General features: G+C 29.9%; 16 protein-coding genes and 1 other RNA gene. 11 read left to right on the top strand and 6 right to left on the bottom strand.

All coding sequences use genetic code 4. From position 1 onward, the window contains the following. Positions 1–596: 596 nt before the first annotated feature. The 5 genes from argS to N1F73_RS03230 form a co-directional block, all read right to left on the bottom strand. Positions 597–2,222, bottom strand: a complete 1,626-nt coding sequence (gene argS / locus N1F73_RS03250; RefSeq protein ID WP_260360092.1) for an arginine--tRNA ligase — start codon at positions 2,220–2,222, stop codon at positions 597–599. Positions 2,223–2,288: 66 nt separating this feature from the next. Continuing rightward, positions 2,289–2,555 (bottom strand): 30S ribosomal protein S15, encoded by a 267-nt coding sequence (rpsO, locus tag N1F73_RS03245; RefSeq protein WP_260360091.1) that lies wholly within the window; start codon positions 2,553–2,555, stop codon positions 2,289–2,291. 158 nt (positions 2,556–2,713) lie between these two features. Beyond that, positions 2,714–3,106: a transfer-messenger RNA gene (ssrA, locus tag N1F73_RS03240) on the bottom strand. A gap of 134 nt (positions 3,107–3,240) precedes the next feature. Then, positions 3,241–3,912 (bottom strand): CDP-diacylglycerol--glycerol-3-phosphate 3-phosphatidyltransferase, encoded by a 672-nt coding sequence (gene pgsA / locus N1F73_RS03235; protein WP_260360090.1) that lies wholly within the window; start codon positions 3,910–3,912, stop codon positions 3,241–3,243. Continuing rightward, on the bottom strand, positions 3,899–4,408 hold the full coding sequence (locus tag N1F73_RS03230) for an MHJ_0274 family protein (protein WP_260360089.1): 510 nt from the start codon (positions 4,406–4,408) through the stop codon (positions 3,899–3,901). The genes pgsA and N1F73_RS03230 overlap by 14 nt, the downstream gene beginning before the upstream one ends. 118 nt (positions 4,409–4,526) lie before the next feature. Here N1F73_RS03230 and N1F73_RS03225 point away from each other — a divergent pair, with 118 nt between their 5' ends. Beyond that, entirely contained in the window at positions 4,527–5,774 is a 1,248-nt protein-coding gene (locus tag N1F73_RS03225; protein WP_260360088.1) for a hypothetical protein, read from the top strand. 69 nt (positions 5,775–5,843) lie between these two features. On the opposite strand, the gene trpB is transcribed toward N1F73_RS03225, so the two are convergent. Beyond that, positions 5,844–7,079, bottom strand: a complete 1,236-nt coding sequence (trpB, locus tag N1F73_RS03220) for a tryptophan synthase subunit beta (RefSeq protein ID WP_260360087.1) — start codon at positions 7,077–7,079, stop codon at positions 5,844–5,846. A gap of 99 nt (positions 7,080–7,178) precedes the next feature. On the opposite strand from trpB, the gene N1F73_RS03215 reads away from it, so the two are divergent. The 10 genes from N1F73_RS03215 to N1F73_RS03170 all read left to right on the top strand — a co-directional run bounded on the left by N1F73_RS03215 (position 7,179) and on the right by N1F73_RS03170 (position 22,880). Next, a complete protein-coding gene (locus N1F73_RS03215) occupies positions 7,179–8,075 on the top strand; it encodes an MSC_0882 family membrane protein (protein ID WP_260360086.1) in 897 nt (298 codons plus the stop codon). A gap of 138 nt (positions 8,076–8,213) precedes the next feature. After that, entirely contained in the window at positions 8,214–10,454 is a 2,241-nt protein-coding gene (locus N1F73_RS03210) for a P68 family surface lipoprotein (protein ID WP_260360085.1), read from the top strand. Positions 10,455–10,530: 76 nt separating this feature from the next. Continuing rightward, positions 10,531–11,379 carry a thermonuclease family protein gene (locus N1F73_RS03205; protein WP_260360084.1) on the top strand — a complete coding sequence of 283 codons (849 nt, stop codon included), beginning with the start codon at positions 10,531–10,533 and terminating at the stop codon, positions 11,377–11,379. Positions 11,380–11,394: 15 nt separating this feature from the next. Then, the gene (locus N1F73_RS03200; protein WP_260360083.1) at positions 11,395–13,521 is read left to right on the top strand and encodes an ATP-binding cassette domain-containing protein; all 2,127 of its coding nucleotides are present in this window, start codon (positions 11,395–11,397) and stop codon (positions 13,519–13,521) included. Next, positions 13,511–14,629, top strand: coding sequence for a carbohydrate ABC transporter permease (locus N1F73_RS03195; protein WP_260360082.1), 1,119 nt, complete (start codon positions 13,511–13,513; stop codon positions 14,627–14,629). Before N1F73_RS03200 ends, N1F73_RS03195 begins: the two co-directional genes overlap by 11 nt. Then, positions 14,538–15,566, top strand: coding sequence for a carbohydrate ABC transporter permease (locus tag N1F73_RS03190; RefSeq protein WP_259290352.1), 1,029 nt, complete (start codon positions 14,538–14,540; stop codon positions 15,564–15,566). The genes N1F73_RS03195 and N1F73_RS03190 overlap by 92 nt, the downstream gene beginning before the upstream one ends. A gap of 3 nt (positions 15,567–15,569) precedes the next feature. Beyond that, positions 15,570–15,848 (top strand): hypothetical protein, encoded by a 279-nt coding sequence (locus N1F73_RS03185; RefSeq protein WP_260360081.1) that lies wholly within the window; start codon positions 15,570–15,572, stop codon positions 15,846–15,848. A 7-nt stretch (positions 15,849–15,855) separates the two neighbouring features. After that, positions 15,856–17,136, top strand: a complete 1,281-nt coding sequence (locus N1F73_RS03180) for a hypothetical protein (protein WP_260360080.1) — start codon at positions 15,856–15,858, stop codon at positions 17,134–17,136. 852 nt (positions 17,137–17,988) lie between these two features. Next, the gene (locus N1F73_RS03175) at positions 17,989–21,975 is read left to right on the top strand and encodes a hypothetical protein (RefSeq protein ID WP_260360079.1); all 3,987 of its coding nucleotides are present in this window, start codon (positions 17,989–17,991) and stop codon (positions 21,973–21,975) included. Positions 21,976–22,277: 302 nt separating this feature from the next. Further along, complete coding sequence (locus N1F73_RS03170) at positions 22,278–22,880, top strand: hypothetical protein (RefSeq protein WP_260360078.1); 603 nt, start codon at positions 22,278–22,280, stop codon at positions 22,878–22,880. The last annotated feature ends 181 nt before the right edge of the window (positions 22,881–23,061 follow it).

Here is a 23,061-nt window from a genome sequence, read left to right as displayed (position 1 = left end):
TATTTTTTTGCACCAGTTTTTAAAACGCAAAAATTTTAAAAATTTTCGAAAAAAATTAGGTATAATGGTATTAATCAAAAATTAACTAGTTAGGTTTTCAGCTAACACACTAATTTTTTACCGATCCATTTAAATTAAATCCTGCTGAATTAATAGAAAATAACAAAAATGAAAAAGAATAACATTATTAAATACTTTTCGAATTTATAAATAGAAAGCTACTAAAATTCAATATATAAAATACATAAGCGGTTTAAAATAGGACAAAAATTATACTCAAATAATTTCTGTCCTATTTTAGTTTTATCTTTTGCACACTATTTTAGTAATTTAAATATTTTGTCATTCCTATGTAATTTCTTAATCTCGTTATTGCACTGTATAAAATATAAAATGTAAATATAACATTAATTTTTTAGAAAACTCTAATATACGTTATACATTATTAAGAATAAAAAATATTATTCATCAGTTTCGAGTATTAGCACATTTTATGGCAGTTAGTTTACTAACTGAACGCTTTACTTATTCACTACAATATTTTGATTAATAAAACAAAATTAGCACTCTTTGTTTAGTGCTAATTTTCGCTATGTCTAAATTTTGTCAGGTATTGAAATACCCAGTAACTTCATTGAATTTTCCAAGACAATATTGACTGCTTTAACTAACGCCAAAGCACTTATTTGATCTTGTTTTTCAATTATTTTTTCAGTATTTGAGTATCAAGAATTAAATTCTTTAGCTAATTTGATTGCATATTGTGTTAGAAGATTAGTCACTAATTTATCTGCTGATTTTTCAATAATTTCAGGAAATTCCAACAGTGTTGAGATTAATTTTAGATCAGCTTGATCATCATATTTTTGAGCAACTAAATTTAAATTATTTGCATTAGCTTTTTCAAGTAAGGCTAATGCACGAGCATTAGAATATTGCACTAAAAATGATGGGTTATCATTTGTTTTGGCTGTGGCTAAATCAATGTCAAAATCTAGTTTAGTATTCGTTGTACGATCTAAAAGAATAAATCTTGCTGAATCTGTACCGACTAGGTCAATAAATTCACGTAATCAAAAACTGGTTCCTTTACGTTTTGACATTTTAAATTCTTCGCCATTTTTGATTAATCTCACAAGTTGCATACACAAGACTACAAGTTTATCGGCATCGTGCCCGAGATTTTTCATGGCTGATTCCATTCTTTTAACATAGCCAGAGTGATCGGCTCCTCACACGTTTAAAATAGTTGGGTTTTGACCATTCGAGTTGAATTTAATATTATGGTAAGCAATATCAGGTAAAAAATATGTGTATGAACCATCACTTTTGACCAATACTCTGTCTTTGTCATCACCATCAAGTGTTGTTTTTAGTCATAAAGCACCATCGCTAGTATAGGTATTTTGTAATTTTGCAATTGTGTTTTTAATTATTTCGCCATCATTTTTATAAAGTGATTTTTCACTAAAATATTTATCGAAAAAGACATTGAATCTCGCTAAATCATGTTTGATTTGACCTAAAAATAAGGCGGTACTTTCTTGTTTAAAAATATCTAAAACTTCATTTTCTAATTTTGCATCTTTATATTTATCACCAAATTTTGCGTTAAATTCACCTGCAGCTCAGACAATGTCCTCGCCTCTGTATGCATCTTCAGGCATTGGAAAGTCAGCATTAAAAATTTGTTGATAACGAGCAAAAACACTCTGTGCCAATAAGTTAATTTGATTTCCGGCATCATTAATATAGTATTCTCTAGTGACATTTAATCCACTAAACTCACAAATATTAGCAATGGTAGAACCAATTGCGGCATTTCTCGCGTGTCCCACGTGCATAAATCCAGTTGGATTAGCTGATACTCACTCAATATTTATGTTGCCGCTTCGTGTTCCTTTTCCATAATTTTGACCAAGTGTCAAAATTTGGTTCACTCCAGCAATAAAAGAAGTTTTTTTAATGAAAAAATTAATAAATCCTGGACCGGCAATCTCAATATTTGCAATACCTAATTCGTCTTTTTTGGCATTGACTTTATCAACAATTTGTTGTGCCAAATCTAATGGTTTTAAACCTTTATTACCCATAGCCATATTTGTAGTTAAATCACCGTGATCTTTAGGTTCTATTAAAACTACTTGGCGGCTAATTTGCAACTCGTTTGCGATTTTATTCAACTCGTTTAATAGTAATTCTTTAATTTCAGTCTTTGTCATAGTTTTAATTATACTTTCTATTTTTATTTAATTAATTAATAAAAAACTCGCCAAAGCGAGTGAACATTATTTTCTTAAGTTTAAATCGTTTAAAGCTTTTAGATATAAATCGAAGTTATCAGCTTTTAGATTCGCTAATAGAACACGACGTTTTGCGATTTTTGCTAAGAATCCACGACGAGAGTGGTTATCTTTTGGGTTGTTTGCGAAGTGTTTTTTTAGATCTTCGATTTCAGCTGTTAAAATAGCAATTTGCACAAATGAACTTCCTGTGTCTTTGGCATCTTTACCGTATTTAGCAACTAATTGCGCTTTTTGTTCTTTTGTAATCATAATAATCTCCTTTATTATGTTTTGACCAAGCATAAATGTTAAATTTAAACCTAGTGCAAAAATAATTTTTTAATTTCTAACTAATTTTATCACTAAAGTATTTTTTTCTAAAAAAATAAATAAAAATTACTCAAATGAGTAATTGGCGAATTAACATTTGGTGGAGATGACGGGAGTTGAACCCGTGTCCACATACTAAGACATACTAACACTTTTTACAAGTTTAGTTTATTTATAGTTCTGTCAATGGTTCTAAATAAACAAAAGAATTCACGACAGTACACATTAAAATTTAAGTTCATTACTAAGTGTGAGCATTCACCGAGCCTTTAAACCGCACCAAAATCCCAAGGCATTGATTTTGGGCACTAGAATGCTAAATTAAGCGAAAACTAGATTTGATTGTGCTTGTAATTGGTTAGCAATTACTAAGTCTTTTAGCTCAACTTGAGCTTGTTTTTTGTTTGCGACTATAAAGCCTAGAAGTATTAAGGTTTACCAAACCACTGATGTTAGTACTACCCAGTACATGTCGAAGCCATTACACCCCCACATGTTTTTATTGTATCAAATTTAGCCAGAGTAATACTTATTTTTTTATTGTATGGTTTTAATATTTATTGATTAATGTTGGACTAATTCGTTGATAAAAAAAACCATAGCGAGGGCTATGGTTTGAATTGAATTATTTATTGTTTTTTTTCATATAACGTGTTAATTTCGATACGTATAGAATACCTGAAAAAATACTGAAAACTAAAGCAATAATCAATGGAATATTAACAACTAAACGAATAACTTGGATAATATTTTGATGTTTTGAGAAAGAGAAATTAGGTCAAATAGTCATTAAAAATAGCGATATAACTATCGAGATGGTCAAAATGATGGTTTTTATTTTTCCTCATTTTGAAGCAGCAACATCAATTCCGTAACCTTTCATTGCCGCTCTAACTCCATCAACAATAAGATCTCTAATAACAAATAAAATAACAATGACAAAAGGAATAAAGTTTTGTGAGGCGATTGTTAAAAATACTAAAACTGATGTTGTCATTACCTTGTCAGCGATAGGATCTCACAATTTACCAAATGCGCTAACGACATTATATTTACGTGCTAAATGACCATCAAAAAAGTCAGTGATCATTCCCACTACAAATATTGCTAATATCAACGAAATTAAAATTCTTTGGGTTACGACTCTTCAAAAATCATTTCTAATTAAGAAAGCCCCAAATACTGAAGCTGTTTCAATGTATATTCCCATACAAATCAAAAGCGGAATGATTAAAAACATTCGCAATAATGTTAATTTATTGGGCAGTTTTTTGTCAAATGATTTATTTTTTTTCATTATAAAACTCCTCAATTTTGGCTTTTATTTGCTCAATCATTTCTTTATTGACTTCTTTGTCAATTAATTGCATTTCTTCTGCAATGTAATTTAAAGTTTCTGTTAAATTTTCTCAAGTAGTTGAGCGAGTGTCTCTTAATTTGCTGTAATGTTGCAACAATTCTTTTGTGTCCGGATTACCGATTATATACTCTTTGAAGTTTTCTTCGGTTTGTAAATCTAAAAGATATTTTCGTGCATTACCGACAATAAAAGACATTTTGAAATCACCAATACTTGGTCTAAATTTTTTCAATAAACTTTGATTTTTGTTGTAAAGTAAGTCTAAATTAATGATTACTGAATCTTTAGTTGCTAAAGAATTTATGCGATGTGTCATTTCTTTTTTCTTTCTTTTCTTTTTGTTCATACGATCTTTGACGGCTGAATAAATAAAAAACGATAGTAATAAAGCTATAACAACCCCAAAAATAATTCACATCGTGCTTGATGGCATATTTCCTCCTAAAATTAATTATGTTTGAATTATAATAAATAATTGTTTTTTGGTTAATTTTATTACTCAATATTAATATTAGTTTTTAAATCTAGGTTTATGAATGTATAATTTGCCTATGAAAATTAAAAAAATAGTTAATTGATCAATTTTAACTTCTTTCGCACCATTAATGACTTTAAGTGTGGCTTGTGACAAGCGAGATGCTAATAAAAGTTTTACTGAGTATAAAAGTGCTTTTGATAAAGCTCAACAACTATACAATGCTGTTAGAAATATTGAATACGTTTTGCCTAATAATTTAGCAAAATTTAGCATTATCAATAAATATTTAAACATTGATTTATGGAATTATAAAAGTGCCTACATCAATAAAGATTTTAAGGATAATGAACTAAAGATTTTAGGGCAAAAAGTCAATAAAAACATTGAAATAATCAATAATATTATTGCTAATAATGACAATAATGACTTCGAAAATATAAAAACACGGGTACTCGAAAAATCAGACATTTTGCAAAGACAAATAGAAACATATCGAGTTGAACGTTTTCCAATCTTTTTTGCTTTTGAGCATCTATATAAACATCATAGTCAACGCCTCGAAGATGCAATTAGTGCCAATTCGAGTTCGATATTAAAAATAATTGAATCTAAGTTTGATAATTTACTGAAATTCATAAACGATGATAATGTCAAATCTAAACTCGAAAACATATACACTTCTCAACAAAAATACTCAATATTAACTGAAGAATTCAATATTTTAAGCACTGAGCTTGACACAAAAATGAATCAGAGTTACAAATATTTGGACTATGATTTTATCAATAATTGAAAACAATTGAAAACTGATGCAACTAAATTTAATGAGCAAAAATATTACCCAAACCAAAAATATAAAATAATTGATTTTAATTTTATTTTCGCATACTATTTGAATTATGGCTTCAATAAAAACACTGATATAACTGCCAAAAATGTTGAAGTTGATCTAGCTAATGTTGAAAGGTCTTTAAAAACCACTTATGCTTTTAATAACCATTACTACCAAAAAGTTTTGGCTAGTTACAACACATTTACATCATTTTTATGAAAAATTGGTCCCAAAGGACCTGAGTTTTTAAAAAAATATTCTTTTTTAGGGCGTTTGGAAGATTACACAAAAAATATCAATAAGTCTAACAAAATCTTCGAGTTATGGAATAACAAATTAAATCAACAAGAGCAAATTACTTATCTTGACGATTTTAGGTTTGATTTACCATATTATTTACGTCTTTACGATAACCAAATAATATGAACTAATGCTTACCAGAGTCTATATAATTCTCGAGCAAATCAAGAAAATTTTAAAGATAATTAAACTGGATTTTAATAATAAAAAAATCAAAACTATAAGTTAAGCTAGTTTTGATTTTTTGTTTTATTGTAATTATTTTTGGCGAAATTTAGCAATTTGATCTTGGCAATTTTCCAAAACATAAGCTAAATCTTTATCTCCACGACCTGATAAATTAATAATAATATCTAGGTTTTCATCTTTATGTTCTTTAGCGATTTTGATTGCTTGAGCAATAGCGTGTGATGATTCCAAAGCAGGAATAATTCCCTCAGTTGTAGAAAGTGTTAAAAATGCTTCAATTGCTTCATTATCGTTGATAGCTACATATTCAACTAGCCCTTGTTGTTTTAAATAGGCGTGCTCTGGACCAACACCTGGATAATCTAATCCCGAAGCAATTGAATAAACTGGATCGGCATTGCCTTGTTCATCGGCCAATAAAATCGACTTGAATCCGTGCAATATACCAACTTTACCATAAGATAAAGTTGAGGCGTGGTCGCCTTTTTTACTGCCCTTACCTAATGGTTCAACACCAATCAACTTGGTGTTTGAAAATAAAAATGAACTAAAAGCACCAATTGCGTTGGAACCACCGCCAACACAAGCGACAATGTAATCTGGTTCTTTATTATATTTATTGTTAAATTGTTGTTTAATTTCATCTCCAATTAGTTTTTGGAAATTTCGCACCATCATTGGGAAAGGGTGTGGTCCCACCACACTTCCAATAGCGTAGATTGCGGTTTGTGATTGTTTTTTGTATGATGCAAATGCGGAATCCACCGCTTCTTTTAAGGTTTGAGCTCCGTGAGTGGCAGGAATAATTTTAGCACCTAAAATTTTCATTTTTTCAACGTTTGGATGTTGTTTAGCAATATCAACTGCCCCCATATGAATTTCACATTCTAGACCAAAATGGGCGGCGGCCACAGCCACAGCAGCACCATGACTTCCGGCTCCGGTTTCGGCAATTAGTTTAGTTTTACCAATCATTTTGGCAAAAAGAGCTTCTGCTAAACAGTGGTTCATTTTATGGCTACCACCTTCATTTAAATCTTCACGCTTGACGAAAATACGGCACTTGCCATATTTTTGCGAAAGGTTTTGACAATAATATAAAGGTGTTGGGCGTCCTTGGAAATCTTCCCGTAATTTTTTTAATTCATCTTGATATTCCTTAGTTTGCGAAATTTCACTATATTTTTGTGCGATTTCGTCAAATAATAATTTCAAGTCATCTGGTAAATATGATCCACCAAATTCTCCAAAATAACCATTTTTGTCAGGTGTGTTCGCTAAATATTGACGTAATTTTTCATTCATTTTAACTCCTATAATTTTAGTTAAATTATATAATTAAAAAGTAAAAATGTTTCGCATTGAAACATGTTTTATGTTTCTATTAAATAATGAAGGAGCGAAATGAAATATAAACCAGTTAATGATACTTCAACAATTGAAATGGTAAAAGCTAACGCTGATTTAAATGTTGACCAGTCCAAAAATGTTGTTAGGGACCCGCAAAATCAATACTCACCACGTGTTTATTCAGTCATTAGGACAGAAAAAAACATTAAGACTGTAAATATTACTTTATCTTTTTTAATAATGTTTTTTTCTGCTTGTTTTATCACGCTTGCCTGTTTTAAAGTTCCGCCGTTCAGCGATAAATACTATATTGGCTATATTATTGTTTTTAGTATTTGTGCTTTTATATTTTTTGCTCTAGGAATAAAAAACGCAATTGAAAAAAGTGCCTGAAATAAAACGATTCAAAGACACCGTGAATCTTTAAGCAATGGTGATTATGCTTCAAGTAATACTTTCCACATTGCTTATCGTTCTATTATTTTAAAAGACATCAATTTAACATGAATATTAATTTTTCTTCTAACATATTTAGGTGTTATTACGGCAGTAATATATGGCTTATACAATATTGGTAAAGTTGATTTTGAATTAAATATGTTTGGTGGAGTAATTAAAACCAATTTAGATTTTTCAAAATGGTTAGACTCAGGTTTTGGTAACACGCCGTTATTTTGCTTAATTAGCGTTTTATCAATGACTGCTTTGATTGTTTTTTACACGATTATGCGTTTAATTGATAAAAAACGTTTAAGTGATCTTGGTGATTATTTAGGCGAAAGAAGTGTAGAAATTCACGAACAAATCCAAAAGGCTAAAAAAGACAGACATAAAGCTTGAGCTATTTCTTACGCCGTATTAGTAATTTTAACTATTTTAATACCGTTAGCTTTATTGGCTTTTGGTCTTTGACGGGCAATAAGAAGAAAAAGGGCCAAAATAAGTGCATAACTCCGCCGAGCGGAGTATTTTTTATTATTTATCTTATTCACATACAATTACTTATAAATTAATTTTAATGTATAATATAAACGCTTATTATATATAAAATGGGGTAAAAACAGATAAGCAACCCCTTTCCGGGGTTACATGAAAGGAAATATGAAAAAAAATAAATTATTATTAACAGGATCACTTGTTGCTCTAGCAGCTCCAATTTCTCTTGTTGCGTGTCAAAATAAAAGATTTGACGCAAAAAGACAAAAACTAAAATTTAGTGTTACTTTCTCAAGAGGTAAAGAACAATGAAACGCACTTGATGGTGTTATCAAAGTTTACAACCAAGAAGTAGTTAAAAATAGAGAAGCTCTTCAAAAAGAAATTGATAATTTGAAAGCATCTAAAGCTGATAAAAAATTAATTAGTCAAAAAGAAGATGAATTAAAAACATACATGGAAGTTGAATTAATTCAAGATGGTTCAGGTTATGGTTCAGGACACCAAAATATCTTAAGTGCAATGAAAAACAATGACATTGTTAAGTTACCAAACCTAACCGTAAACTACGGTTCAACAATCGCTGAAATTGTTAGCCGTAATAGAGGTGTTAATCTTTCAGATGAAAAATACGGCGATTTAAAAATATTAAGAGACACCTTTGAAAAAAGATTTACTACAAACAACGACAAAATTGATGGTGCTAAAGTTGGAGGATTCTACTCAGTTCCTTTTCTAAAATCAACCGTTGCTTTTGGAATCAACGGACCAATTTACAAATATGTGTTAAAAACACTTAGAGAAGCAGGTTTCACTATTAGTGAAGATCTAACTAGAGAATTCAAACTTGATACAAATGATTGAGATGCTGACATCGAGGTTATTAAAAGTGATGGGTACTTTGGTGCTCCAAAAGACCAAGCTGAAATCAACAAAATTTTCACAGATGAAAAATATCCAAACAAAACAATTGATCAATCTTACTTTAATGAATTTACTAAATTTATTAAATTTATAACTGATGCAATCCAAATTTTTGCTTCATCATCTTCAGATAATTCAACCGTTGCTTTATTAGGAATTGATGACCCATCAGGTATTCTAAATACAGTTATGTATTCAAAAGTAGATGGTGACGACGATAAAATGTCATTAAAAGTTACAAATGACGCTAATGGTTCTATTACTGTTGGATTCGATTCGTTAGCCGATACCGAATCTGTGGCATACAAAAATAATGCTGAAGTTTATGCATTGATCTCTGAAGCTATTAAAAAAGGTGCACTTAAAATTTTTGGTGGTGGTTCATATTCATCATCAGAGGAAGTTAACCACAAAATTGGTGCTAACTTTGGTTCAACAGCTGGTTACAAACACAACTTCGTTGATGCTAAAAGTTTAAACCCATCAGTTAAACTACTTAAATCAATTGATGAAAAAACCAAAAAACCAAGAGCTATCTCTTCAGATGATTTTGGTAGAGCTGCATTAAGCAAAGGCAAAAAACCTCAACTAAAATTCAAATATGCAAATGACTTTATTAAATCAACAGAGGAAACAAAAGCTACATACTACTGAAAATCAGCTGATGCAGCTAGCGATTCAATTTACGACATACTTGATACAACAGCAAAATCAACTGACAAAAATTCAATTTATTTCGCAAAAATCGACGCAACTAATACACAATTGATAGCTGATTTAGATAAAACATATGTTGGTGAAGGTAAATTATTTACAAAATTAGGTACAGTTGAAGAATACGGTAAAGGTAAAAAATCTGGAACATACGTGTTGTATAAAACCAATAGTCCATTGACAGCTACAGTTAAAAATGATGACTATGAAGCAATAGTTCCAACACCAGCAACTTCATTACAAAGAGATGAGTTAGTTGCTAAATATCCACCTAAAAAATTCAATGCTGAATCAAAATTGTCAACAGCATTCCTACAAGGTCCTAACCTATTTGTAATCGACAACGGTGAAAGACAAAATAAAGCCGCTTTAAGATTTTTAAAATTTGTTTTTGATACAAGCCACAAATTTAACTTTGGTAGAGAACAAGATGGTCAAGAATCTGCTTTAGGATTCATTTCGAGAACAGCGTCATACGTGATCCCATACACTGGATTTGCTGACGACACTTCACTAACAAATTCAAAATCATTCAAAGAAAACAAATACTTATCATTATCATTCGACTTATTTAAAAATGAAGATGTTGTGTGATATGAAGAACCAACAAGTAAATTTGCTAACCAATTTAGAGAAGCATTTAATAGTAAATACAAAACTGAATCTGAATCAATTCGTGACTCAGGGGCTACTCCTAGTGCTTTCGACGTATTTATTGCGTCAATTAACAAAACAGTTAGAAACTTTAATAAATAATTGTACTTTCACTTTCGCTAAACATTTATGTCTGCGGACATAAATGTTTATTACGCAAAGAACGAGATGGAGAAAAATGAGATTTAAAAAAATAATTGCATCATTCTCGCTACCGCTGATTGCTACTCCAATAGCATCAGTCGTTAGTTGCGCAAAAGAATTGCCACTTGATAAAGACCACAAGACTCAATGAGATTCTAGTATTCATTTAGATCCTAAAAATAAAAGAATAAAAAATTTTGTTTTTAAGGCAGCAGTTGTCGATCATTCAGATGGTGATACAATAACAGTTCGTGCATTAGAGAAGAAACCTCAAGCCGGAATTGAAGAAGGCGGAACTTATAAATTGAGATTGGCTGGTATTGATACACCAGAAAAAAATGTTAGTGGGAATGAAGCTGACAAAATTGAACTCTTTTGAGCAAAAAAAGCATCTAAATTTGCTGAAGATACTCTAAAAGATAATCAAGTCGTATACGTATTTCCAACCGGACATGATAGCTTTAACCGGACAACCGGAGATGTATTTTTTAGTTATACGAATAATAAACCCGATTCCCTTGCTGATGTTGATAAATCATACAGCGTTGAGATAACTAAAGCGGGTTGAACATTGCCTTTCAACGCTAATAGTGGTTTAGGAATTAAAATTAAAAGTTACCAAACATTAGAATGATATACATTCAGAATGTTAGGTATGGCTTTAAAATTTGCTTACGATAATCAAAAAGGTTTTTTTGCTGTGGAAAAAGGCCAACGTAGAAAAAGTATTGAAGAATTTGCAAATATCTACAAACTTAAACCAATAGGCACAAACTATATTAATTTCTGAGCATACCAAAAAAATGCTCGTAAAGAAATTGACAATGTTTTTAACATTGACAATGACGGAAAAGTCTATACCCCAGACGACCAATATAAATAATTAAAAGGAATCATTATGAAAGATAATAAACCAGAAATGTCAAATGAAAAACGTTATGGCTTTTTAGCTTCAGATTATGCAGAATATCAAAAAATTCTTGCAAACGTGATTGCTAAACAAGAAGAAAAAGATCTTCCTGCTATTGAATTAAAAAACGTTTATATTGATTTTGGTGAAACTCTTGCTGTTGATGACGTTAGTTTTAAAATTCCCGAAGGAAAATTAGTAACCTTACTAGGTCCTTCAGGTTCAGGTAAAACTACTGCGTTAAACGCTATTTCAGGTCTATTAACAATCAGTAGTGGTAAAGTTCGTTTTTATGGTAAAAATGTGACAACATTAACCCCACAAAAACGTAAGATTGGTTTTGTGTTCCAAAACTATGCACTTTACCCTCACATGAGTGTTTATGATAACATTGCATTCCCATTGAAAAATGATGCAAGCTGAAAAAATGACGTTATCACTGCTAGTTTAGTAGCTAAAACTAAAATTAATAATATTTACTTAGAAGCTTTAGGAGCTAGTGAAGAAGAAAGAAATGACTACTTACAAGCTGTAGTTAATACTAGAGCTGTAATGGATGAGTTAGAGAGATTAGCTTCAAGAAGCATATCTCGTCGTAGAAAAAAACTTTCACAAGCTCAAAGTAACTATAAATTAGCTTTAAATAAATTTGAAGCTAAATCAACTATTCTTTCAAAAAATGTTTTAAAACGTTTTGACCGTTTGAAAGAAGATTACAACAAAATTATTTCTAACATTGCTTATCAACACCAAATTAACAAAGCTAATGGTGTTGATATTGAGTTTAGAAATCTAGATATTGAAGATGAAATTATTGCTTCTGGATTGCTAAAATATAGAGCACCAAAAGTAACTAAGACTGATGCCCCAACACGTTATGATTGATTATTCACAAATAAATATCTAGCGCTAGAAACACTATATAAACAATATCAACAATTAAACGCTAAAGTTGCCGCTGAAGATAAAATGCAATTTTCTAAATCGGACGCAATGAAATTAGCAAAAATGGAATACAAATTGCTACGCAACCAAGCAAGAGTTAAATACTCAATGAAAATGATTGATATTTTAAGAGAAAATTCACAAAAAATTGCTGATTTAAAACAAGAATTAAAATTAGCCGAAAAAGAACTAAAATCAATTGGTAAAGAAGACGTTAAAAGAGCACACAGAAATCTTAAAGTCGTACCTAAAATCATGAAAAGTGAATATGCTCGTCTAGAAAAAGAACTAGATGCAAAATACAATTTTAAAGAAATTGTTAAAAAAGATACCAAGTTACGTAACTTCGAATTATCTCAAGAACAAAGAGATTTAATTGAAAAATATTCTAAAGAAGTTGTTACTATCAAACAAGCTATTCACCGTGATGTTTTAGAAGTTGCTAAACGTGTAGAGATTCTTCAAATTCTACAAAAAAAACCTACTAGATTATCTGGTGGACAACAACAACGTGTATCAATTGCACGTGCGATTGTTAAAAAACCAAAAATCTTGTTGATGGATGAACCATTGTCAAACTTAGATGCTAAACTACGTATCAACACAAGACAATGAATCCGTGAAGTTCAACAAAGTTTAGGAATTACAACCGTATTTGTTACTCACGACCAAGAAGAAGCTATGTCAATTTCTGACATTATTGTATGTATGTCAACAGCTAAAGTACAACAAATGGGTACACCAATGGAACTATACAATAAACCAGCAAACCAATTTGTTGCTCGTTTCTTAGGTATGCCAGAAATGGGAATTATTCCTTCTGAATACGCTAATGGTTTACTAAAAGTAAACGGTGTTGAAATTCCAGGAATTAAATTAAGCGGTAAAGACAATGCATTAGTAAACGTTGGTGTTCGTGCAGAAGATTACAAAATTGTGTTAGAAGATGTCGAAAACGCACAATTCCGCGGTGTTGTTACTACCGTTGAACAATTCGGTAAAGAATCAAAATTAACTGTTAAATTAAGCGACGATATTAAATTGAACTTCTTAGTTCACAATAAATTCAACTTCAAAGTTAATGACCAAATACACTTTAACGTACCTACTGATAGATTACACATTTTTGACTCAGTAAGCGAAGAAAGAATTGAATACGATGTTCAATAATTTCCTTAAAAGAAAAAGCTTTGAAACTAATAGCAAGTTTATCTTTAATTTTGCTATTAACAAACAAGCGAAAAGAAACAATGCGATATCAGAATCTGTTGTCGATCGTCGTACACCATTTTTAGCCGCATTGTTACTAATATTACCTGCATTATTAATCCTAATCACCTTCACTGTTGTCCCTTTTATTTACAACATTAAAGATACCTTTTATAAAGTTATCGATACCAATACAGGTGCTTCGCAATTTGTAGGTTTTAATAATCTTACCAACTTATTAGGTCAATTAACTTTTGCTGTCGGTGTTAGAAACTCATTTATTTATGGTCTTTTAGTTTTACCATTCTCAATGACCGTATCTTTATTAATTTCATCACTGATAGCAACAGTAATCCGTAAGAAGTTAAGAGGTTTTTTACAAACAGTATTCTTCTTACCATATATCACTAACATAGTTGCTGTTTCTTTGGCCTTTGTTCAAATTTTCCAAGTCAATGGACAATTTAACCAACTATTTAGATCACTAGGCTTTTCTGCTAATATCAACTGATTAGGTGGAACTGATGAAACTGCATTCAAATCACTATTTGTTATGCTAATCAATGGGGTGTGAGGTTCACTAGCCTTCAACATCTTATTATTCAGTACCGCAATGTTATCTGTTGATAAAAACTTATATAGATCAGCCTCAATTGATGGTGTAGGGGGCACTAAACAATTTTTCACTATCACCCTACCATCAATTCGTAAAACCATTTCATTTATCATGACAATGGGAATTATTAACGGAATTAAAGTTTTCCCATTAGCATTATTCGAAAACGTACCAGATAAAGCTTTTAGTGCTGGTGCTTCAACAATTATGCTATATGTATATAAATTTGCTCAAGCTGGACAATTTGAATTATCTGGTGCTGCGTCAATAATTTTATTCATTATTGGTGTGTCATACTCAACAGTAATTCGTTCAGGATTTAGAATTTTAACACTAGTATCACTAAATAAAGGAGAATCTGATGTTTGAAACAAAATTAAAAATTCGTCAGAAATTAGCGAACATAAAGCTAAAACACAAGCGCGATTCAGTTACTCAACAAGTACATGATAGTTCTTTAGTTTCTTTATTTACTAAATACTTAATTAAATTAATATTACTAGTGTTTTTTGCAATGATTATTATCATTCCTTTTGCTTATATGATTTTATTAGCCTCAACTAATAACGCACAAGCAGATCAAATTCGAAATGGTAGTGCCGGTATTTGACCACAACACTGAGAATTTGGTAAAAACATTCGCTCAGCGGCGACTGGTAGCACCACTGACTTTTGACCTTGACAAGCAGAATGACAAATTGGATATTTATTCTCATTCACTTTAACATTCTCAAACGTTTTATTATCAATTGTTTTAAAAATCTTTGTCACAATGTTATTAGGTTACGCCTTTAGTCTTAAAAAATGAAGAGGTAAAGAATTTGTTTGATTTATTTTAATGACTCTGCTAGTTTTACCGGAAGTGGCCCTACTTTCGGGTCAAAGGAAAGTTGTTACAGAAATAAGTAAAATAATTTCACCAGCCCAAAGCGATAAAATTGGACAATTCGGATATAACTTGTTCTTGATTGCTATTCCATTCGTTGCGTCGATTTTCAACGCCTTAATGTACCGTAACGCTTTTGAATCAATTCCAAACAGAATTAAAGAAGTAGCGATGGTCGATGGAGCTGTTGGTGCAAAATACTTATTTAAAGTTGCCATCCCAATGGTTGCCCCAACAACATTAACGATTATTATTCTAACAACTCTGGCTTCATGAAACTCATTCCTATGACCTAACATTATTGCTGGGACTGGTTATAGAGTTATGTCAGTGTGATTGTTTGACGTCGGGGTCGATCACTCAACTCAAGATGAAAGACAATTCTACAACATCAAAATGGCCGGAGCAATTCTAGTTATTTTACCTATGTTTATTTTCTTCTTATTTGCTCGTAACAAAATTATGAACGCAATTTCGCGTCAAGGAAGCACAATTAAAGGATAATCTATGAAAAAAATTAACGTTAAAAAGAGCACAATTTTGTGATTATTTATTGGGATATTTTCTCTAGTGATCATGGTATTGTGTGCCATAATTATTTATCGTATAACTACTGGTATCGAATCAATTAAACACGTCAGATTTGAAGAATCAATTATTGGTGATGCACTTGCGTTTAAAGCATATGCAATTGGAATTTTAGCCTTTCTTTCAGTAATTTTCGCAATCTCGGTTGCTACATGCTACTTAGGATTTAGATCATGAAATTACAGCGCTACGCTTTAGGATAATGATGAAGAAAAAATTAATTTTAAGTCTATCAGCAATTTCTGTTGCTACCCCAATTACTGTTGTATCATGTTCAAATCCTTTTAAAGATACTGAAGGCATTAAAAATGCTAAATTCCAATATAATAACAATAATATATTCAAAAATAAATCATACGCTCAATTTGAGTCTCAATACCTTTCAAGACTTTATCCACAAAACACACAGCAAGAAAAAGAAGATTATAAAGAAGTTTCAAAAGTGTTCAAAAGATTTTTTGATAACATCGACGATGTTTTATTCTTCGACATGCAACTATTTCACCAAAAATTCATTCTTTTAGGCAATAAATTGAATAATGTATATTCATCTGTTGACGAAGATGGTGATGTTGAAAGAAGATACGCTGCTTTGAATAAAAATTCATTAATTGCTTTAATGCAATATATGTACGATAATACCCCTTATTCATATAACGTTTTAAACAAAGTTTGAGATGGTACGAAATATCGTGACATTGACACATTTAATGAAAATATCGTATTTGAATTCAACAAATCTCCAGTGGATACTGAGATTGATGCTATTTCAATTATCCCTAACGAAGTATTTGAAATTTTTAGATCGAATGAATTTAGAAACAACCCTAATTTTTCTAATTTTAAATTAGCATACAGAAAGATAATTGATACATATCAAATGTTGATTCATAAAATAGATGAACACGAACATCCAATTCAAAAAGCTCTAGCTCCAATTTACTATGTATTAAAAAATCCAACGCCAAATAAATATATTAATGAAAACTACGCAAGTACTATAGCTGGTAAATACGCTTTAATTAAGCCAAAAGAATTTGCAAAGTTAGGCGATGCTCAAAAAAGAATCACAGAATTTACAAAAGATCCAATTACCTACTTTAATTACTTAAAAGAGAATAAATTTCTTAATGATGCGTTTAACGCAACAACAAATAAATTCAAGCAAACTTTTGACGAAGCTATTGATGCGTGAAAACAAGGTATTGGTAAATACGGATTCGTTCAGTTGATTGCCTTCTCTCTATACTTAGATAACCCAACTAATATTCAGATTTTAGCATTCAATAAAAACGGAGATAAAACATACATGGTTGAATATAATGACGGAACACACAAATATTTATTCAATGCAATTGCTGATTTCCAAAACAGCGATAAAACAAGTTTAACAATTTACGAAAACAAAGATCAACTACAAGCTCAAGGATACACACTAAGCGAAGACACATTCTCGTTATTCGCTCCTGTATCAAGTTGAAAATAATCATTATTAAATTAAACTCACGATAATGTGAAAATTAATTCGAAAGTTCGAGTGAAACACAATAGATAAAATTTATTGTGGAACTTGAACTTTTTTTTATAATGGAAAATTGTATTTTATGAGTATATACTATCTATTAAACAATAAAAATAATGATATTTCCAAAAAATAATTTTTGGAAATATCATGCATGAATTAGTGTGTTTTAAAATAGTATCAAAACAGACTAAATTTAAAGCACAAAGGCATTTATGATTTTACAATACCAATAAAAAAGCTTGAGAGCATAACGGAATATGCATTTTGCTGCGGCTTTTATTAAACAAAGCTAAACTTTTTTCAAAGTGCCTTTTCAGTTAACTTAACATAACAATTCATGAAATAAAATAGTTGTGTTATTTTTATTTGCGCAAATTTAATACATACGATACGAGCTTAAAAACATCCATAGCGCCAAAAACAAAACTGTTCTAGTATTATTAAAACTTGCAGAGAATTTTGATTTTAATCAGATTAGCAATGTTTTAGCGCAAAAAAAGTCAACAATGCAAATAAGATTTTGGAGAGCTAATTTTTAAAATTCCAAAAGAATCTATGAATCGCAAGGATTAAAAAGCATAAACAAATACAGTTTTAATGGATTAAATAAGGATAAGAAAAATCAATAAACCAATTTCTGTTTTTATCACACAAAAAGTTATAATTTTATTTTAATTTACTATGGAATGAGAAATATTGATCTAAACAATGAAACGAAAATATGGTTTTTCATACATTATTCAAGAAATCTATGAAATTTTATATTGAATTATATTGTATAATAAAAAAAAAAAAAAAAAGAAAGGAATTTCGATGTCTAAGAAAAAAATGTTATTGATACCAGCTTTTAGCTCGCTAGCATTATTTGCGCCAATAGTTGCTATTTCGGAGGTTCATACAGCTGATAAAGAACAAGAATATCCTTATCAATTATCACCTAAAGAAAATACACCTGAAAGTCTTTTTTCAAAATATTACTATGATAATATTGATGAATTAGCCGGCATAGATACTAGTGTTCTTGAACTAAGTCTAAATGAATCTAATCTACAAAAAGTAAAAGATTTTAAAAATACAAAAAGATTTGAATTGTATAAAAAGGTTATGGGTAAAGATTTTACTAATTTTATCAAATATGACTTAAAGCCTTTTATTGATAGTATTGCGGGCGATACCGCCTTACAAGAATCATGACAAGGAGAAGATAAACTAATTAATCTTACTTTTGATAAATTGAATGCAAGTAATTTACTACTTAATGACTTTAGATCTAACTTAATCAAATTAATTGAAGCTAGTGTTGATAAGTTATTGAATAAAAACAATGTAGTTGATGATGAATATAATAACTCGGACTTATTCGAAAAAATTCTTGAACAATACAAAAAACTTTATAAAAACTCGACTTTTAGAGACGCTTTTAAAAAATTTGTCATAAAATATAATGAATATTTAAAATTGATTAATGAAAATTATAAAGTACCGGTCAATGGAGAACCAAATCCCAAAATCATTTCTACTGATTATTTACAAAACGCAAATTACTACCTATTTTCTTTACCTCCATCTCTGTTTACTCTTGAAAATTTAACAACAGACAAAATGAGTGAAAAACTAAGTGGAATTTATGAAGATTTAGCGACAAACTTTTTTGACGCCCAAATCCAAACATTTCCAACTTCACGGGAAGTAAATGAGAAAAAAGCGTGAGCGGCAGAACAAGTTAAAAATGATTTTGAGACGAACGGGTACACAATTAAAGCAACCAAACGTTTAGCAGTTTTTGAAGATAGGATCGATGTTTTAGCTAATTATATTTCCAGAGAAAAAATTAAATCTTCTACTATTGAAATTTTTTTATATAGTGGAGAACTTGTTTTCAACTTATTCAATTCAACTGATTTCACTAGTACATTAACTTGATCTTACACACAAGGTTTTTTCTCACTTTTTAGAGTATTACTGACTCAGGAAAATGATATTAAATTAAATCAACGTAACGCCTATAACTATGATATATATTCGAAATATGAGGCCCCCGTTGACTTATTAGCTTTGGCGAGTGGATGACATACTTACCATCCATGGCAAACTTATGAAAAAACAAATTTGAGACCGCTATATCAACCGCCGTCGTGAATTTTGGATTTATTGAGTAATAACAATGAAAACCTGCCGGTTGTAAGTCGAAAAGACAATGAATTTAAACAGATTTTTTTAAAAAACTATTCTCAATATATTAATTTTATTAATAATGTCGACTTAACATCTGTGTACTTAGGGAGTGTTTTTATTGACAAAAATATAAGTAGTATATCCTCTTATTATAAACCATATGCTGTTGATATATACGATTCATTACTTGTTGTGAAAGATGAAAATGATAATGATAACGATACCTACCACGCTTTTAAAGGTCTTATCAAAAAAATTGTAGACTGATATGATGAAACTTACATTAAAACTGGACAAAATACATTTGACAACTGAAATAAATATAGTAATTTACTAAACCGGATATATTTAATTTTAAGATCAAATCTAGTTGTTGATAGAATTTCAAATGAAACAAACGCACTTACGATCACAAATGTGTCTAATAATTACTTTCAAAATCTAGTTGTTGAAAATATTACTAAATATATTCAAGATAATGGTTCATATCAGGCACTTTTTGATAACATTGAAGTTAACGCAGATGAAGACGGAGAAAAGAAAGTTCCTATTCTTGAAAAAATCGAAATTTTAAATAATCTAAACCCTTATACAGATAATATTAGATCTTCATATTGAAAAAATGGAACTAACATTAATGGCTGACCAGAAGATTATCCGGGTCTTACTAAATTCTCATCTTTGTTTGTACTTAGTTTTCCATTAAACACCCAAGTTAAATCTAAATATAATGGTTTTTTAAATAAAGGTGAATATGATCTATTAACAACCGATGAACAAAACAAGTACATACAAAATACATTAGGTCAAGATGATGCATACTGGATGATTATCGAAACAATGGACAAACATTTGAAGGATAAGATTCAGTCTATAGCAACATTCGAGCAATATCGCAAATTTAAACCTTGATTTGACGACTTAACTAATTTATATAGTAATGATGAATTATCAGGCAAATTTGTAGATTTTATTATTAGTCTTAGAAACAATGTACCTTATGATAATTTCACCGATGAACTAAATGATTTGTTAAAGCCAGATTTGTATTCGAAACTTAAAGCAGTTAAAATTAAGGATAATGATACGAAAATCCAGCAATACTATGATCGTTTATATGAAGCTTCTCAAATAAAATTAGAAGATTTTGCTAATGTTTCTAAAAACTTACCTAAATTCATTGCGGCCTTATCGAAAGCTAGAGAAGTTAAAGCCAGTGAAAAATACACAGGAAGTGATGTTGATAGTTCGAAAAAAGCAATTTTTGATTTGTTTATTAATCAATACGAGCATCAACTAACAGATTCAAAATTGAATTCATTATTAACTAATAAACAATTACTTAATGAAATTGATACAATTGATTTTGTTATCAAATTGTTAGAACCTAATTCTGAAGTTGAATCAACAAACACAATTAACGTTAATACTTTAAAAGAAATTTTGAATCAAGAGTTAGATTCATACCTAACTAGAATCGACGAAAATATTGCTATTTTACCAACTACCGATGAGTGAAATACAGATGATTTAAAAAACACAAAACAAGCTCTAATTAACAAAATTAATGAACACAAAGATAGTATAAATGAAAAAAATGACCTTGATTCTCTTTTCACATTAATTAAACCGATTACAGCATTAGAAAGTGAGATTCAAAAGTTTGATGAATCAAATAAAGTTGAGACATTGATTATTAATAAGCTAAACACTTTCCCTGCAGAAATTAAAGACGAATTAAAAGCGGCTAACAAAAATAATGCACACAATATGGACTTAATCAATATTTTGACTAAAATTAATAACAAGCCCGATTCAAACCCGTACGAAGATTTATGGCAGCAATTGAACGAGAGAATTTCTAATTTACAAACTCTTTATAATGATGCATTACATAACATTAATGCAATCAATAATTCAGAATTCAACTCATTTAAGTTAAATTATGGCGATGTTATCGAAAGTGTTGAGTCTTACTTTACTCAGGAATACGATCGTTTAAAAAATGAAATTGCGAAAGAACCAAGTAAGTACGGTTTACTTGACTTGTATCCTTCTTACTATAATTTAGAAGCTGAACTTAAAAGAATGAATATTGTTGCAGCGTCACTATTAAGCGTTGTGCCTCATTTGAATGAAGAACAAGCAAAACTTTTACAAAAATTCATTGATGATCACTCATATATTCCGGATCCTCATTATTTCCGAGATTCAACTTTTGAAAAATATGCAATTACAAATGTCGACTTCACCATCGCATTATTAGACAAAATAAAACAAATCACCCAGGAATTAGATGCTAAAAATACCAATTTAACTACCGCTCAAGAATTAATTAAAGCCAATCAGGCGGCAATTGAAGCAGCTAAACAACAACATAATGCTGATTTAGCCAGATTAGAAGAATTGGAAAAACAAAACCAAAAATTGCGTGACGAATTAGCTAAATTAAAACAAAGTCCAAAAGAAGAAAAAATAACTCCAACCCCATCTGAAAATCATAAAAAACAATCTATAAACAATAGTGATAATATCGGTATTATTTTACTTTTAACTATTGTAATTGTCTCTTCGTTAATTTTATTAAGCATTATTTCAACTAGAAAAATTCTAAAGAAACAATAAATCATTACTAAAAACACCAACTAGCAAATACTTGGTGTTTTTTGTTTTGGGTATTTCGCACTGAAAAGAGAATGCAATTAATACTAATTGAAAAAATAACTTGTGAGCTATTTTAATTTTAATTTGATTAATAAAAATCTTAAAGAAAACAGTCAACAATGTGAAAAAACAAAAGTTTCGTTTTTCTTAAATTTGATAAATGACAACTTTTATTTTTATTTCACGTGATATATTTTATAATTAATAATTTTGTATATTTTTTAATTTAATGTATAATCTTGCGGATTAAGAAAGGGGGCTATATGAAAAAGAAAAAAATATTATTATTTCCAATATTTAGCTCGTTTGCAACATTGACTCCAATGGTTGCCATTTCAGAAACCTATGTTATTCCAAAAGAAGAAACACAAACTTTTCAATTAGGACCTAAAACAACTGCATCGGGGGGTCTTTTCGAAAATCATTACTATGATAACATTGATGAATTAGCAGGCATAGATCCTAGTGGCCTTAACTTAAGTTTAAGTGACTCTAGTTTACAAAAAATAAATGAGTTTAAAAACACAAAAAGATTTGATTTATACAAGAAAGTTATGGGTAAAGAATTTACGAATTTTATCAAGATTAAATTTAAAACATTTATTGATAATATCACAACCGATACGACTCTACAACAATCATGACAAGGTGATATGGAATTATCTGAAATCACTTTTGATAAGCTAAAGCAAAAAAATTTATTGTTTTTAGATTTTAGATATAACTTAATCAAGTTGATTGAAGCTAGCGTCAATCAATTGATGAACAAAAACGGTATTGTTGATGATGATTACAATAACTCACCTTTATACGAACAAATTCTTGAACAATATAAAAATCGGATCGGTAAAAAATTAGTGTGTTAGCTGAAAACCTAACTAGTTAATTTTTGATTAATACCATTATACCTAATTTTTTTCAGAAATTTTTAAGATTTTTGCGTTTTAAAAACTGGTGCAAAAAAATAAAATTTTCTTTTGCACGCGCGCGTACGCCTTTTAAGGCAAGGCAACAAATGGTACAAAGCTTCTAACCGAAGCACCATTT

The sequence above is a fragment of the Mycoplasma sp. HS2188 genome (genome assembly GCF_025209835.1).
Taxonomy (GTDB): domain Bacteria; phylum Bacillota_I; class Bacilli_A; order Mycoplasmatales; family Metamycoplasmataceae; genus Mycoplasmopsis.
This window is presented reverse-complemented; position numbering and strand designations above follow the sequence as displayed.